Origin of the sequence: Streptomyces sp. 4N509B (assembly GCF_052245655.1) — a bacterium.
GTDB lineage: Bacteria > Actinomycetota > Actinomycetes > Streptomycetales > Streptomycetaceae > Streptomyces.
This window is the reverse complement of record NZ_JBQQBZ010000001.1, coordinates 92,734-108,257: the sequence shown is the minus strand read 5'-3', so window position 1 is coordinate 108,257 and position 15,524 is coordinate 92,734. Positions and strand designations below refer to the sequence as shown.

General features: G+C 74.0%; 11 protein-coding genes. 6 read left to right on the top strand and 5 right to left on the bottom strand.

All coding sequences use genetic code 11. The features are described from left to right. Nucleotides 1-67 precede the first annotated feature (67 nt). Complete coding sequence (locus tag ACTWP5_RS00470) at nt 68-1,780, top strand: DUF885 domain-containing protein (RefSeq protein WP_443218603.1); 1,713 nt, start codon at nt 68-70, stop codon at nt 1,778-1,780. 81 nt (nt 1,781-1,861) lie between these two features. Here ACTWP5_RS00470 and ACTWP5_RS00465 read toward each other — a convergent pair whose 3' ends face one another. Both ACTWP5_RS00465 and ACTWP5_RS00460 read right to left on the bottom strand, forming a co-directional pair. Next, complete coding sequence (locus ACTWP5_RS00465) at nt 1,862-2,596, bottom strand: phosphatase PAP2 family protein (RefSeq protein ID WP_443218602.1); 735 nt, start codon at nt 2,594-2,596, stop codon at nt 1,862-1,864. 54 nt (nt 2,597-2,650) lie between these two features. After that, nucleotides 2,651-4,729 (bottom strand): N-acetylmuramoyl-L-alanine amidase, encoded by a 2,079-nt coding sequence (locus ACTWP5_RS00460; RefSeq protein WP_443218601.1) that lies wholly within the window; start codon nt 4,727-4,729, stop codon nt 2,651-2,653. Nucleotides 4,730-4,891: 162 nt separating this feature from the next. Here ACTWP5_RS00460 and ACTWP5_RS00455 point away from each other — a divergent pair, with 162 nt between their 5' ends. The 5 genes from ACTWP5_RS00455 (at nt 4,892) to ACTWP5_RS00435 (ending at nt 12,141) form a co-directional block, all read left to right on the top strand. Continuing rightward, a complete protein-coding gene (locus ACTWP5_RS00455; protein ID WP_443218600.1) occupies nt 4,892-5,692 on the top strand; it encodes a trypsin-like serine peptidase in 801 nt (266 codons plus the stop codon). Between the two features lie 319 nt (nt 5,693-6,011). Further along, nucleotides 6,012-7,355: an MFS transporter gene (locus tag ACTWP5_RS00450; protein WP_443218599.1), complete on the top strand. Its 1,344-nt coding sequence runs from the start codon at nt 6,012-6,014 to the stop codon at nt 7,353-7,355. Nucleotides 7,356-7,650: 295 nt separating this feature from the next. Next, nucleotides 7,651-10,245: an ATP-dependent chaperone ClpB gene (gene clpB, locus ACTWP5_RS00445; RefSeq protein ID WP_443218598.1), complete on the top strand. Its 2,595-nt coding sequence runs from the start codon at nt 7,651-7,653 to the stop codon at nt 10,243-10,245. Nucleotides 10,246-10,336: 91 nt separating this feature from the next. Further along, nucleotides 10,337-10,948, top strand: coding sequence for a YbjN domain-containing protein (locus ACTWP5_RS00440; RefSeq protein WP_443218597.1), 612 nt, complete (start codon nt 10,337-10,339; stop codon nt 10,946-10,948). Nucleotides 10,949-11,118: 170 nt separating this feature from the next. Continuing rightward, nucleotides 11,119-12,141, top strand: coding sequence for a lantibiotic dehydratase C-terminal domain-containing protein (locus ACTWP5_RS00435; RefSeq protein WP_443218596.1), 1,023 nt, complete (start codon nt 11,119-11,121; stop codon nt 12,139-12,141). A 149-nt stretch (nt 12,142-12,290) separates the two neighbouring features. On the opposite strand, the gene ACTWP5_RS00430 is transcribed toward ACTWP5_RS00435, so the two are convergent. From ACTWP5_RS00430 to ACTWP5_RS00420, 3 genes are read right to left on the bottom strand one after another with little or no spacing between them, the layout of a single operon-like run. Beyond that, complete coding sequence (locus ACTWP5_RS00430) at nt 12,291-13,343, bottom strand: ABC transporter ATP-binding protein (protein WP_443218595.1); 1,053 nt, start codon at nt 13,341-13,343, stop codon at nt 12,291-12,293. Beyond that, complete coding sequence (locus tag ACTWP5_RS00425; protein ID WP_443218594.1) at nt 13,340-14,533, bottom strand: ABC transporter ATP-binding protein; 1,194 nt, start codon at nt 14,531-14,533, stop codon at nt 13,340-13,342. The genes ACTWP5_RS00430 and ACTWP5_RS00425 overlap by 4 nt, the downstream gene beginning before the upstream one ends. After that, nucleotides 14,533-15,522, bottom strand: coding sequence for an ABC transporter permease (locus tag ACTWP5_RS00420; RefSeq protein ID WP_443218593.1), 990 nt, complete (start codon nt 15,520-15,522; stop codon nt 14,533-14,535). Before ACTWP5_RS00420 ends, ACTWP5_RS00425 begins: the two co-directional genes overlap by 1 nt. Nucleotides 15,523-15,524: the final 2 nt, after the last annotated feature.

Below are 15,524 nucleotides of genomic sequence, written 5' to 3'. Positions count from 1 at the left end.
GGCTTCCTTACTCCTTCAGGGACTTCGCGGGCTTCCTTCGATCCGTTGTTCGTATGAGGATGTCACGATGCAACACACTGCGAACGGGAGTGCCGCCGCGACCCCACGGCAGATCGCCGACGCCTACGTCGAGACACTCTCCGACCTCGATCCCATCATGGCCACCTACCTGGGCAACCGGCCCGGCCAGGACGCCCTCCCCGACATGTCGCCCGACGGACACGCCGCCGTCGCCGAGGCGCAGCGGGCCACCCTCGTCGAACTCGACGCCGCCGAGGCGGCGGCCGGCGGCCTCGACGCGCTGCCCGACACCGAGCGCCGCGCGGCGCGCCTGCTGCGCGAGCGACTCGACGCCGATCTCGCGCTGTTCGACGCCGGCGAGCACCTCCGCGAGGTCAGCAACATCTTCTCCCCCGTGACGCAGCTGATCTCGACCTTCCAGCTGCTGCCCACCGCCACCCCCGAGGACTGGGCCGTCATCGGCCGCAGGATGCGGAACGTGCCCGGCTCCGTCGAGGGGTACATCGCCTCCCTCTCGGAGGGCCTTGACCGTGGACTGCCCGCCGCCGCCCGTCAGGCGCGGACCGTCGTCGGACAGATCGACGCCTGGCTCGCCGCCGACTGGTACCGCGACTTCGTCACCGCGGGCCCCGCGTCGCAGAGCGCCGAGCTGACGGCCGCCGCGGGCGTGGCCACCGACGCCATGGCGCGGCTGCGCTCGTACTTCCAGGACACCTACCTCGCCTCGCCCCTGGTCACGGGCGCCCCCGACGGCTCGGGCCGCGAGCGGTACCTGATCGGCGCCCGGCGGTGGACCGGCTCCGACCTCGACCTCGCCGACGCGTACGCCTTCGGCTGGGACGAGTACCACCGGCTGGAGGCCGAGATGCGCGCGGTCGCGGCGGAGATCCTGCCGGGCGAGAGCGTGCTGGCCACCCTCCACCACCTGGAGGAGCACGGCGAGGCCGTCGAGGGCGAGGACGCGATCCGCGGCTGGTTGCAGGACCTGACGGACGAGGCGATCGACAGCCTCGCGGGACGGCACTTCGACATCGCGCCCGAGGTGCGCCGCGTCGAGACGAGGATCGCGCCGCCCGGCAGCGCCGCCGCGCCGTACTACACCCGGCCGTCGCTCGACTTCTCGCGCCCCGGCCGCACCTGGCTGCCGACGATGGGCATGACGCGCTTCCCCGTCTGGCACCTCGTCTCGACCTGGTACCACGAGGGCGCGCCGGGCCACCACCTCCAGCTCGCGCACTGGGTGCACGTCCAGGACCAGCTCTCGCAGTACCAGGTCAGCGTCGGCGGCGTCTCCGCCTCCTCCGAGGGCTGGGCGCTGTACGCCGAGCGGCTCATGGACGAGCTCGGATACCTCACCGACCCGGCGCGGCGCATGGGCTGCCTCTCGGCGCAGATGCTGCGGGCGGTGCGGGTCATCATCGACATCGGCATGCACGTGGGGCTGCGCATCCCCGAGGGGGAGAGCTTCCACCCGGGGGAGGTGTGGACGCCGGAGCTCGCGCTGGAGTTCTTCATGACCCACACGGGCCACGACGAGGCGTACTCGACGTCGGAGCTGACGCGCTACCTGAGCATGCCGGGCCAGGCCATCAGCTACAAGCTGGGAGAACGCGCCTGGCTCGCGGGCCGCGAGACCGCGCGGGCCGCGGCGCTGTCGCGTGGCGAGACGTTCGACCTGAAGTCCTGGCACATGGCGGCGCTCTCGCTCGGCTCGCTCGGGCTCGACGACCTGGCCGTGGAGCTGCCCAAGCTCCGCTGAACCGGCCGAGCCGGTCGAACGGGCTGAGCCGGCCGAGCCGGTCGAACGGGCTGAGCCCGCCGGGCGCGCGCCGCCTCCGCGTCAGCCGCCCGCCCCGCCGTCCGGGCGGGGCGGGGGCGACGCGGCGGCGGCCGGCGACGGCTCGGGCGTGCCCACGCGCGGTGGCGGCGGCGGCGCGAACTGCCGCAGCAGCGGCGCCACCAGCGGCAGCCCCACGGCCGTGATCGCCGTGGCGAAGAGCCAGCCGCCCAGCACGTCGGTGGGCCAGTGCACCCCCAGGTAGACGCGGCTGGCGCCCACCGCGACCGCCCACGCCGCCGGCAGCGCCACCGCCAGCGCGCGCGTCGCGGCCCGGTGGCAGTACGGCAGCAGCGCGGCGGCCAGGCCGATCGCGACCATCGCCGAGGTGCTGGTGTGGCCCGACGGCATGCCGGGGCCGTGCGAGAGCGACACCATCTCGTGCTCCGGCGGCCTGGCGCGGCCCACGGCCGTCACCAGCCCGTACCGGACCAGCTGCCCCGCGGTCAGCGCCAGGGCGCCGATGACGAACGCCATCCACCAGCGCCTGCCGCCGCCGCGCACGACGAGCACGCCCGCGAGCCCGGCGAGCACCGCGGGCGGGACGTCGTCCCCGGTGTCGGTGACGAACGTGACGACGTCGTCGAGCGTGGGGGTGCGCCGCTCCACCGCCCAGTCGTGCAGCGCGGTGTCCACGCCGAGCGGTTCGCCGCCGCCGGCGAGGACCCAGGTCACGAGCGCCGCGAGGAGCGTGGCCGCGGCGCCCGAGACGAACAGCAGGTGACGAGGAATCAACATCCCGCCCCACCCTAGGGCCTGGCGCGCCGGCCCGACACGGGGCCCGGCGGCGCCTCAGGCGACGCGACGCACCCGGACGTCGGCGGCCCGCACGAAGCCGATGCGGTGGCCGAGCTGGATCTGGAGGTACTCCTCGCCCCGCACGACGCGGCTGAGCGCCCCCTCCGGGTCGAACGTGACGGCCCGCAGGTACGAGCTCGCCGTGCGCAGGCCCACCACGTACTCCTGGTCGGCGGGGATCTCGTAGACCAGCGGCGTCACGGCCTGCGCCGGGATGTCGGCCGGGTAGGCGGCGGCCTCGGGGTAGGCGCGGCCGTAGACCGGGATGGTGGCGGCGCCCGGCAGGCCGGTGACGACGTGGCCGCGCGCGGGCACGGCGGTCGGCGCGCTGCGCGGGTTGTGGAACCACGCCTTCTGGCCCAGGTACCAGATCGCCGTCCAGTCCCCCGCGCGGTCCGCCACGGCGAACTGCGTGCCGGTGGTGGCGCGGGCGCCGACGTCGTTCACGCCGGTGGTGGACTCGCCGTCCCGGTCGGGGTGGGTGCCGACGTCCCGCACCAGCGGGGCGTCGTGGGCGGGCGCGGTGTGGAGGCGGACGGCGGAGGAGCCGTGCGGGGCGCAGGTGTCGCCCGGCGTGACGCAGTCGGTGAAGACGGGCGTGTGGGTGGCGTAGTCGGGGGCGATCGTGACGATGCCGCCGCGTCGCGGGGCCGCCGCGCCGCCCTCCCGCCGGACGGGGGCGCCCAGCAGCTCGAAGTAGTGGGCCCAGTCCCAGAACGGGCCCGGGTCGGTGTGCATGCCCGGGATGTTGGAGTTGACGGGGCCCTGGACCTGGTCGTGGCCGAGGATGTGGTGCCGGTCGAGGGGGATGTCGAAGCGGCGGGCGAGGTAGCGCACCAGCCGGGCCGAGGTGCGGTACATCGCCTCCGTGTACCAGGCGTCGGGCTCGACGAGGAAGCCCTCGTGTTCGAGGCCGACGGAGGTGGCGTTGACGTACCAGTTGCCGGCGTGCCAGCCGACGTCCTTCGTCGACAGGTGCTGGGCGATGTGGCCGTCGGAGGAGCGCAGGCTGTAGTGCCAGGACACGTAGGTGGGGTCCCGGACGAGGTCGAGGGTGGTCTCCCAGGTGGCCTCGGTGTCGTGGACGACGATGTAGTCGATGGACGGCGCCTGCGGCCGGTTGGCCTTGTCGTGGTTGCCGTAGTCGCCCTCGCCGAGGTCCTCGTACGGCGCGGGCAGCCACTCGCAGGAGACCGACGGGGGCGCCTCGACCCGGGGGTCGCGGTCGGCGCGGGGCAGGCCGAGCGCGTCGGCGGCGGCGGTGCGGGGGGCGACGGGGGCGGCGGCCGGCCGCAGCTCGACCCGCTCGCCGCTGTCGGTGGTGCGGGCCTCGCCGGCGTTGATCACGGCGTAGACGTCGTCGGCGAACGCCTCGGCGGCGGCGCGGGTGGAGGCGCCGGGATACGCGGCGACCGCGCCGTACCAGTCGGCCGGGTCCTCGCTGGGCGGCTGGCCGAGCTGCCGCTGGGCGGCGGCCAGCAGGGCGGCGCCGCCCAGGACGTTGGCGCCGGCGTCGGTTCGCAGCGCCTCCGGGGTGAGCCCGGTCAGCTCGGCGGCCCGGTCGAGGGTGCGCAGCGCCGGGGGGAGGGCCGAGGGCTCGGGCACCGGGTGGCGGCGGCGGGGGAGGGGACGGGCGGTGTCGCCGCGCGGGTCCTCGTCGCCCGGCTCCGCGTGGGCGTGGTGGGCCACGGACCGGGTGAGGGCCGTGTGCAGGTCCGTCAGGTGCATGGGGCCGTAGCCGCCGGAGACGCTGGGGGCGCCGCGGTGGCCGTCCCAGCGGGAGACGAGGTAGGAGACGCCGAGCAGGACGCCCACGGGCACGCCGTAGCGCGCCGCGGCCTCGGCGAACGCGGCCTGGAGGCCCGACGCGGACCGTTCGGACCCCTCGGCGCCCCGGACGGCGGCGCCCTCGGCGGCGGCGGCCTGGCCGTCCGTCAGCAGGAACGGCGCGGCGGCGGTGGCGGCGGCGCCGGCCGTCGCGGCGCGCAGGACGGTCCTGCGGGAGTGGGGCGGGGACGGGGGCGTGGGGGACGCGGTGGCGGCGGGCGTGGCGGGGGTGGACGTGGATCGCAACGGGCCTCCCGGAGTCGACGCGGTGCCCCATCGTTGACCCCCTCGTCGGCGCGAACCAGGTGCCGTCGCGCGAGATTTGCCTGATCGTTACGTCCCTCCGCCGTCCACCCGAACGGGTGAGGCGGCTGGACAGCCGCGTCGCCGCGCGCCGACCGTTGGTCCATGAGGCTTCCGGGTGTGCGTCCGCGCGTGGTGGTGCCGATCGCGGTGACGGCCCTGGTGGTGGCCGCGGGCACCGCTCCGCCGGCCGCCGCGGAGGTGCGGGAGTGGGGCGGCGCCGTCGCGACCGTGGGGCGGATCCTGTGGGAGGAGGGCGACGGCCGGCTCGGCATGTGCTCGGCCGCCGTCGTGGACGCGCCCAACGGCAGCGTCGTCGCGACGGCGGCGCACTGCGTGCGCTCCCCCGAGGAGCCGGAGCCGCCGGCCGAGGCGTGGTTCGTGCCGGCCTACGACCACGACGCGCGGACGTACCAGCGCGACGGCTGGCTGGTCACCGGCCACCACACGCCGCGCGCGTGGGACGTGACGCGCGGGACGACGGAGATCCTGCCGCACGACTACGCCTTCCTCACGGTGGAGACGAAGGACGGCCGCACCCTGGAGCAGGAGCACGGCGCGAACCGCCCCGCCTTCGAGCCCGTGCCGGAGGGCGAGGACGTGACGGCCCTCGGATACCCGGCGGCCGACCCGTTCGACGGCGAGTCGCTGCACTCCTGCGCGGGTCAGACGCGGGTGCTGGACGAGGAGGAGGCGCAGGAGCCGAACGTCGGGGGCCTGCTGCTGGAGGACTGCGACATGACGGCCGGCTCCAGCGGCGGCCCGTGGCTCGCGGACTTCGACGAGGCGCGCGGGTCCGGCACGCTGCTCGCGGTGACCTCGGTCGGCAGCGGCGAGGGCCACATCATCGGCCGCCCCTTCCCCGAGGCGGCCCGGGACCTCCTGGCGACGGCCGGCGGCGGCTGAGGGCCCCGGCGGGAGGTCGAACGGGGACGCCCCCGCTGGCCCGGCCGGGCGGGACAGCCTTTAGCATCGGCGACATGTCTGGCGCTTCGTGCGCGGCGTGTGCCGCGGTGACGAGGACGCTCCGCTAGCGGCGGGGCGTTCGTCTCACTTCTGTTGAACGTTGAAGGTTGAACGTTCCGTCGCTCCGTGATGACCGGAGCGGCACGTCCGTGCCGCTCGGAACCTCTTCCGGGCAACGGAGCACTCGGTGTTCTCAGGCATTCTCTCCTCGCGTCGGGACGGATCGTCTCCGGCGCGCGCGTGGCTGGTGCTGTGCTGCATGGCCATGCTGCAGTTCCTCGTCGCCGTCGACGTGACCGTGGTCAACGTCGCGCTTCCCGCGATCGGCGACGACTTCGGCGTCGACGGTCACACCCTGACCTGGGTCGTGGTCGGGTACACGATCACCGGCGGCGGGCTGCTGATGTTCGGCGGCCGGCTGGGCGACGTGCTGGGCAGGCGCCGCATCCTCCTGCTCGGCACGGCCCTCTTCGGCGCCGCGTCCCTGCTGGCCGGGCTCGCGCCGTCCTTCGCCGTGCTGGTGACGGCCCGGCTGCTCCAGGGGGCCGGGGAGGCGATCGCGCTCCCGGCGGCGATGGCGGTGGTCGTGCTCACGTTCCCCGAGGGGCCACGCAGGTCGCGGGCGCTGGGCGTGTGGGCGGCCGTCGCGAGCTGTGGCCTCGTCCTCGGGTTCGTGGTCTCCGGGATCATCACCGAACTGCTCGGCTGGCGGTGGATCTTCCTGGTGTCCGTGCCGTTCATCCTGCTCGTGCTGGCCGCGGTGGTCCTCCTCGTGCCGAGCGAACGGCCCGCCGAGCCGACACCACTCGACCTTCCCGGTTCGCTCCTGCTGGTCGCGGCTCCGCTGCTGTTCACCCTCGGCGTCGTCGAGGCGGGAGAGGCGGACGGCACGCCGCCCTGGCCGCCGGCGGCGGCGCTGGTCGGCGCGGTGGCGGCCGGAGTCCTGTTTGTCAGGGTCGAGCGCCGTTCACGCAACCCGCTCGTGCCGCCGCGGTTCCTCAGGAACCGGCCGCGCGTCCTGGCCAACCTCGCCACCGCCCTGCTGAGCGCGGCACTGTCCACCTCGTTCCTGCTGTTCACCTACTACCTACAGGACCGACTGGGCGCCGGCCCGCTCCAGGCCGGTCTGACGATGCTGCCCCTGGCGGTGTCCCTGATCGCGGCCTCGGTGCTGGTGCCCCGGCTGCTCGGACGGTGGGGGGCCCGTGCCTGTGTCCTGGCCGGAGTCGGCTTCACCGCGCTGGCGATGGCCGCCATCGCTCTGGTCTCCCACCTCGGGGCCACCGGTCTGGCGATGGTTCCGGCCATGACGCTCGTCGCGGCCGGGATGGGCTTCGGGATCGTCGGGCTGCAGTACGTCGCGGTGACCGGGGTGACCGACGACGACGCCGGCATCGCCTCCGGCGTCCAGCGAGCCGCCGACCAACTGGGTGGTTCCACCGGCGTCGCGCTCTACGTCGGCGTCGGGTTCGCCCCCGCCCTGGACGGCACGGACCCGTTCCTCGCCAGCAGCTTCCTGGCCGTCGCCGGGCTCGCCGCGGCCGGGTGCGTCGCCTGGCGGATCTCCCTGCCCGCCGCGGTGACGGAGGAGAAGCTCGGGTGATCCCGGACAGGGCCCGCGCCCGGCCGGAGATCCGTCCTGCGCCTCCGGCCGGGGGTGGTCCTGGAAAGGGCCACGATCACCGCCGGTCGGGCGAGAGGTCGCGCGCCCGTCCCGACGGCGGCCGCGACCGGATCGCGGGTGCACCCGCACGCGGGCCGGGTCGCTGGCCGAGCGGGGCCGCCCGAGATACCCCTTGAGTTGATTAGACTCAACTTATCGCACGGCGATTGTGGCAGACTTTACTCGCGACGATCGTGACGACTCGCGACCTACGGACACGGAGGAGTACCGCGACGTGAACGCCGAGCTGACGAACAGGAGCCGTGAGGCGATCGGTGCGGCCAACGACCGCGCACTGCGCGACGGCCACCCGGACATCACCCCGGCGCACCTGCTGCTCGCCCTGCTGGAGGGGCGGGAGAACGAGAACATCCAGGACCTCCTCGCCGCCGTCGAGGCCGACCAGGCCGCCGTGCGCGCCGGAGCCGAGCGGCTGCTCGGCTCGCTGCCCAGCGTGCAGGGCGCCTCCGTCGCCAGGCCGCAGCCCAACCGCGAGCTGCTGGCCGTCCTCGCCGACGCCTCTCAGCGCGCCCGCGAGCTCGGCGACGCCTTCGTCTCGACGGAGCACCTGGTGATCGGCCTGGCCGCCAAGGGCGGCGAGGCCGGCCGGCTGCTGACCGAGCACGGCGCCACGGACGCGAAGCTGCTGGCCGCCTTCCAGACCAGCAGGGGCGGACAGCGCGTGACCTCCCCCGACCCGGAGGGCACGTACAAGGCGCTGGAGAAGTTCGGCACGGACTTCACCGCCGCCGCCCGCGAGGGCCGGCTCGACCCGGTCATCGGCCGGGACCACGAGATCCGCCGCGTCGTCCAGGTCCTCTCCCGTCGCACGAAGAACAACCCGGTGCTCATCGGCGAGCCCGGCGTCGGCAAGACGGCCGTCGTCGAGGGCCTGGCGCAGCGCATCGTCAAGGGCGACGTGCCCGAGTCGCTGCGGAACAAGCGCCTGGTCGCCCTCGACCTCGGCGCCATGGTCGCCGGCGCGAAGTACCGGGGGGAGTTCGAGGAGCGGCTGAAGGCCGTGCTCGGCGAGATCAAGGCGAGCGACGGCCAGATCATCACCTTCATCGACGAGCTGCACACCGTCGTCGGGGCCGGCGCCGGCAGCGACTCCTCGATGGACGCGGGGAACATGCTCAAGCCCATGCTGGCCCGTGGCGAGCTGCGTATGGTCGGCGCCACCACCCTCGACGAGTACCGCGAGCGGATCGAGAAGGACGCCGCGCTGGAGCGGCGCTTCCAGCAGGTGCTGGTGGCCGAGCCCAGCGTCGAGGACACCATCGCGATCCTCCGTGGCCTCAAGGGCCGGTACGAGGCCCACCACAAGGTCCAGATCGCCGACGGCGCGCTGGTGGCCGCCGCCGCCCTCTCCGACCGGTACATCACCTCCCGCTTCCTGCCGGACAAGGCCATCGACCTCGTGGACGAGGCCGCCTCCCGCCTCCGCATGGAGATCGACTCCTCGCCCGTGGAGATCGACGAGCTCCAGCGCGCCGTGGACCGGCTGCGGATGGAGGAGCTGGCGCTGGCGGGCGAGGAGGACCCCGGCTCCCAGGAGCGGCTCGCCCGCCTCCGCCGCGAGCTGGCGGACCGTGAGGAGGAGCTGCGGGGCCTCACCGCCCGCTGGGAGAAGGAGAAGCAGGGCCTCAACCGCGTCGGCGAGCTGAAGGAGCGGCTCGACGAGACCCGCGGCCTGGCCGAGCGCGCCCAGCGCGACGGGGACTTCGAGACCGCCTCCAAGCTGCTCTACGGCGAGATCCCGGCGCTGGAGCGGGAGCTGGCCGACGCCTCCGCCGCCGAGGAGGAGGCCGCGGTCCAGACCGCCTCCATGGTCAAGGAGGAGGTCGGCCCCGACGACATCGCCGACGTCGTCTCCGCCTGGACGGGCATCCCCGCCGGCCGGCTGCTGGAGGGGGAGACGGAGAAGCTGCTGCGCATGGAGGAGGCGATCGGCCAGCGGCTCATCGGGCAGACGGAGGCCGTGCGGGCGGTGGCCGACGCCGTGCGCCGGGCCCGCGCCGGGGTCGCCGACCCCGACCGCCCCACCGGCTCGTTCCTCTTCCTCGGCCCGACGGGCGTCGGCAAGACGGAGCTGGCCAAGGCCCTGGCCGACTTCCTCTTCGACGACGAGCGGGCGATGGTCCGCATCGACATGAGCGAGTACGCCGAGAAGCACTCGGTGGCCCGCCTCGTGGGCGCGCCCCCCGGGTACGTGGGGTACGAGGAGGGCGGTCAGCTCACCGAGGCCGTCCGCCGCCGCCCGTACACCGTGGTGCTGCTGGACGAGGTGGAGAAGGCGCACCACGAGGTCTTCGACATCCTGCTCCAGGTGCTGGACGACGGCCGGCTGACCGACGGGCAGGGCCGCACCGTCGACTTCCGCAACACCATCCTCATCCTCACCTCCAACCTCGGCAGCCAGCACCTGATCGACCCGCTGGCCAAGCCGGGCGAGCGGCGCGAGGAGGTGATGGCGGCGGTGCGCGCCGCGTTCCGCCCCGAGTTCCTGAACCGCCTGGACGACGTGGTGATCTTCGAGGCGCTCAGCTCGGCGGAGCTCGGCAGGATCGCGCGGCTCCAGGTGGACGCGCTCCAGCGGCGGCTGGCGGACCGGCGGCTCACCCTGGAGGTCAGTGAGCTGGCGATCGACTGGCTCGCCGACGAGGGGAACGACCCGGCCTACGGCGCCCGCCCGCTGCGGCGGCTGGTGCAGACCCAGCTGGGCGATCCGCTGGCCCGCAGGATCCTCGCGGGCGAGGTGCGCGACGGCGACACGGTCAGGATCGACGCCTCCCTCGACGGCGGTCTGACGATCGAGCCGGTGCGCTGAGCCGCGAGGCATGGTTGCCAGACGGGGGCGGTGATGGGAGAGGATGGGGCTCCTGAGCCGCCCGTGCACCTGTACGAAGGGACGAAGCGTCGTGTCCATGGATCCGTCCGCGATTCCGAACTTCGGCGTGCCGAAGAAGCCCGAGTCCCCGGAGCAGCCGGCCGAGCAGCAGGCCGCGTCCGGCCAGGGCCAGGCCCAGGGCCAGGGCAGGGGCCAGCCGGCTCAGCAGGGGCAGGCCAGACCGCCGGCCGCCCCGGTCACGCCGGACAAGGACCTGGTCAAGCAGCTGCTGGACCGGATGAAGCTGAAGCACACCGAGGACAAGCAGGGCGACGTCGTCGTCCCGTGGAAGGAGTTCCGCACGTACGTCATGTTCCGCGGCGAGAAGCAGCAGCGGGTCATGTCGGTGCGGACCTTCTACGACCGTCCGCACACCCTCGACGACAAGCCGCGCCTGCTGGAGGCCATCGACGAGTGGAACCGCCGCACCCTGTGGCCCAAGGTCTACACCCACACCAACGACGAGGGCGTGGTGCGCCTCATCGGTGAGGTGCAGATGCTGATCGGCCAGGGGGTGGCCGTCGACCACTTCGTCTCCAGCCTGGTCAGCTGGGTGCGCTCGGCGGTCGAGTTCGAGAAGTGGCACGTGGAGCAGCTCGGGCTCGCCAAGGAGGCGGAGACCGAGGCCGAGACCGAGGAGTAGCCTCCGGCCCGGCCGCACGCCGCCCGCCGCCCGCACCGCCCTCGTGCCCGTTTCGTCCGTCGTGTCCGCCCGATGTCACGGCGGGACGTCAGATCTCGTCAAGGTTGTGATCCAGGTCGGGATCGCATGCTTCCTGACACGGGGTCACAGGACCGACGAGGGATGGCACGATGCGGCAGCGGCAACGTGGGTGGATCGGCGTCCACCTGTTCGACACGGCGGGTGCGGGAGCGTTCGGGGGCGCGGCGAGAGCGGGAGGCTCGCTGGACGAGCTGCTGACGGGTCTCGTCAGGCCGCTGACGGGCGAGCTGGCGGCGGGCGGGCTGGTGCGGCGGTGGTTCTTCCAACGCGGCTGGGTCGGCGGCCCGCACCTGCGGCTCGTCTTACTGCCCACCAGCGTCTCGCGAGCCCAGGAGACCGGGGACGCCGCCGCGGACGCGGCGCACGACGCCTCGCCGGAGCCCACGCGGGACGCGGCGCGCGACACCGCGCGCGAACCAGGGCCCGACGCCGGGGCCGGGGCCGAGCTCGGGGATGACGCCGGGGCCGGCACCGGGGCCGAGGCCGGCCCCGCCGCGCCGGTGGTCGAGGAGATCCGCCGCGTGGTCCGCCACCGCGCCCACCGCTTCGCCGCCGCCCCGCGCCCCGGCCGGCACCGCGCGCCCTACGCCACGGCCCGCCACGGCGGCGCCCCGCGTCAGGCCGTCACCTTCACGGCCTGGCGTGACGGCCACCAGCCCGCCGCCGTCGACGAGCACGTCGCGTTCTGTAGCCGGATGGCCCTGCGCCTGGTCTCGGCGGGACTGCCGCCGGGGCGGCGGGAGGACGCCGCGCTCTCCCTGATCCTGGCGTCCTGGTTCACGGCCGAGGCGGACCCGGAGCGCCTGGCCGAGCAGCCCTTCGTCCGCGCCGCCGCGCGGCCGGCTCCGGTGGCGCGCGAGGCCCGGCCGGGCGGGCCGCTGGCGAACGAGCCGGCCGGGGACTCCACGATGGACGAGGCCGTGGTGCGCTGGAGCGCCTCGCTGGCGGAGCTCGACGAGGCGCTCAGGGCCACCGGCCTGCCCTCCCACGAGGTCGCGGCGACCCTCGACGGCTGCGCCCGCATGGCCTGCAACCGCCTCGGCGTGGAGCCGGACACCGAGCGGGGCCTGCGCCGCCTCGCAGCCGACGCCGTCGCCGAGTTCGCGGCCTGAGGCCGCCAGCCGTCAGCCGCCAGCCGCCGGCCGCCCGCCGGCCGTCGCCCGGTCACCCCACCCACAACAGGCCGCCGCCCCGAGCCCGCCGAACTGGCGGGACCCGGGGCGGCGGCCTGCGCTGCCTTGGGCCGGAGCATCACACCCAGTCAGTCCACCGTGGCGCCCTCTTCAGCGAAGTGGCAGGCGACCGGATGACCCGAACCCCGGTCCACCAGCGCGGGCTCCTCGGTGGCACAGATCTCCTGCGCCTTCCAGCAGCGGGTCCTGAAACGGCAGCCGCTCGGCGGGTCCAGCGGGCTCGGCACGTCCCCGGTGAGGACCGTGCGCCGCCGCTCCCGCTCCCGCCGCGGGTCCGCCACGGGGGCCGCGGACAGCAGCGCCTGCGTGTACGGGTGCGCCGGGTGCTCGTACACGTCCTGCCGGGTGCCGGTCTCCACCACCTTGCCGAGGTACATCACGGCGATCCGGTCGGAGATGTGGCGCACCACCGACAGGTCGTGGGCGATGAAGACGTACGCCACGCCGAGCTGGTCCCGCAGGTCCTCCAGCAGGTTGATGACGCCCGCCTGCACCGAGACGTCGAGCGCGGACACCGGCTCGTCGAGCACGAGCAGCTTGGGCTCCAGCGCCAACGCGCGCGCGATGCCGACGCGCTGGCGCTGACCGCCGGAGAACTCGTGCGGATAGCGGTTGCCGTGCTCGGGGCTCAGGCCCACCAGCTCCAGCAGCTCCGCCACCCGCGCCTTGCCGCCGTCGCGCCACCGGCCGTGCACCTTCAGCGGCTCGGCGATGATGTCGTTGACCGGCAGCCGCGGGTTGAGGGAGGCGTAGGGGTCCTGGAAGACCATGCCCGCCTTGCGCTGCACGGCGCGCAGCCGGGAGGACTTCAGGCCCGTGATCTCCTGCCCGTCGAAGCGCACGGACCCCGCCGTGGGCGGGATCAGCTGGAGCACGGCCCGCCCCGTCGTGGACTTGCCGCAGCCGGACTCGCCGACGACGCCGAGGGTCTCCCCGGCGCTGACGGAGAACGACACGCCGCTGACGGCCTGCACCTGCCCGACGACGCGGCGGATGAGGCCGCCGCCGCGGACGGGGAAGTTCACCACCAGGTCGGTGACCTCCAGCAGCCGCTCGCCGGGCTGGCCGGGGGCGTCCTGCGCCGCCCCCTCCACGTTCGCGTCCTTCACGTCGGCCGTCATCGCCCCTCCTCGGTGGCTGCGTCGGTGCCGGTGCCCGTGGCCTCGCCCACCGTCTGGCGGAAGAAGATCGTGGGGTCCTCGACCCCGGCCAGCCGGTCGCTGTGGTGGCAGGCCGCCTGGTGGCCGTCCTCGGCCTCCGTCAGCTCGGGCTCCGTCTCGCGGCACACCGAGGTGGCCAGTGGGCAGCGCGGGGAGAACGGGCAGCCGGGCGGGAGCTGGATCAGCGAGGGCGGCGTGCCGAAGATCGGGCGCAGCCGCTCGTCCCGCTCGCCCTCCAGCGAGGGGATCGAGCCGAGCAGCCCCGCCGTGTACGGCATCCGCGGCTGGTAGAAGACCCGGTCGGTGTCGGCGACCTCCACCGGCTTGCCCGCGTACATCACGAGCGTGCGGTGGGCCATGCCGGCGATCACGCCGAGGTCGTGGGTGATCATCAGGATCGCGGCGTTGACCGCGTCCTTGACCTCCAGCAGCTTCTCCAGGATCTGCGCCTGGACGGTGACGTCGAGGGCCGTGGTCGGCTCGTCGGCGATGATCACGTCCGGGTCGTTGATGATGGCCATCGCGATCATCACGCGCTGGCGCATGCCGCCGGAGAACTCGTGCGGGTAGGCCCGCAGCCGCTTCTCCGCCTGCGGGATGCCGACAAGGTCGAGCATCTCCCGCGCCCGCGCCATGGCCTGTCGGCGCGGCACCAGGTGGTGGGCGAGGACCGCCTCGGCGAGTTGGTCGCCGATGGAGCGGACCGGGTTGAGCGAGGTCATCGGGTCCTGGAAGATCATCGCGATCTTCCGCCCCCGCAGGTCCCGCTGCTCCCTGGGCCGCATCGTCAGCAGCTCACGGCCGCGGTAGCGGATGCTGCCGGTGATGCGGGCGTTCTTCGGCAGCAGGCCCATGAGGGCCATGGAGGAGACCGACTTGCCGGAGCCGGACTCGCCGACGATGCCGAGCACCTCGCGGGCGTGGAGGGTGTAGTCCACGCCGCGCACCGCCTTGACGAGGCCGTCGTCGGTCGGGAAGGAGACCTTCAGGTCGGTGACGCTCAGGATCTCCTCGTCGGCGGGTGGCCGGGAGTCCGCCAACGTCCTGGCGGCGTGCACCTCCTCGGCGCCCTCGGTGACGCTGGCGCCTGGCCCGTCGGAGGCGCCGCCGGCGCCCTCGGGGTCCTTCATGAGGTCAGGAGTGATCGACATCAGTCACGCACCCGGGTCTGTCGGGGATCGAAGGCGTCGCGCAGGCCGTCGCCGATGAAGTTCACCGACAGGGCGATGGCGATGATGAACGCGCCGGGCCAGTAGAACAGCCAGGGACGCACGGAGAGGGCGGTGCGGTAGTCCGTGATGAGCCGGCCGAGGGAGGTGTCGGGCGGCTGGACGCCGAGGCCGACGAAGGACAGCGCGCTCTCCGTCAGCACCGCGGCGGCGATGGCCAGCGTCGCCGCGACGATGATGATGCCGACGGTGTTCGGCAGGATGTGCTTGAAGATGATCCGGTGGGCCGGGGTGCCCACGGACCGGGCCGCCTCGACGAACTCCTTCTCGCGCAGCGAGAGCACCTGGCCGCGCACCAGCCGGGCCGTGGAGGTCCACAGCCCGAGCCCCAGGAAGAGGGCGAAGAGCACCACGCCCTTGTCGGCGACGATGACGCCGATCAGGCCGGCGAGCAGCAGCGTCGGGATGGCGATGACGACGTCGGTGATCCGCATCAGCACCGACTCGGTCCAGCCACGGAAGTACCCGGCGGTGGCGCCGATGACGGTGCCGACCATGGTGGCGACGAGACCGACGATCACGGCGATGGTCAGCGAGACCTGGGCGCCGCGCATGGTGAGCGCGAAGTAGTCGCGGCCGGTGTTGTCCTGGCCGAAGGGGTGCTCGCCGAGGTGGAAGCCGCCGCCGCCGAGGAACCCGGGGACCACGGAGAGGGTGGGCTTGCCCATCCCGTCGACCGTGCCGGTCTCGGTGGGCGACTTGTCCCACCAGCCGGGTATGGGCCCGGCGCCGATGGAGGTGACGGCGAGCAGCACCACCAGGCCGAACAGGACCATCCCGAAGATCGCGCCACGGTGACGGAGGAAGCGGCGGAGCACGAGCTGCCGCTGCGTGCGGGCGACGACGTTCAGCCCCTCGGCCGCCGCGGCGTTGTCCGGGGCGGGTGTGGTGGCCGTCTTGGTTTCACTCATGG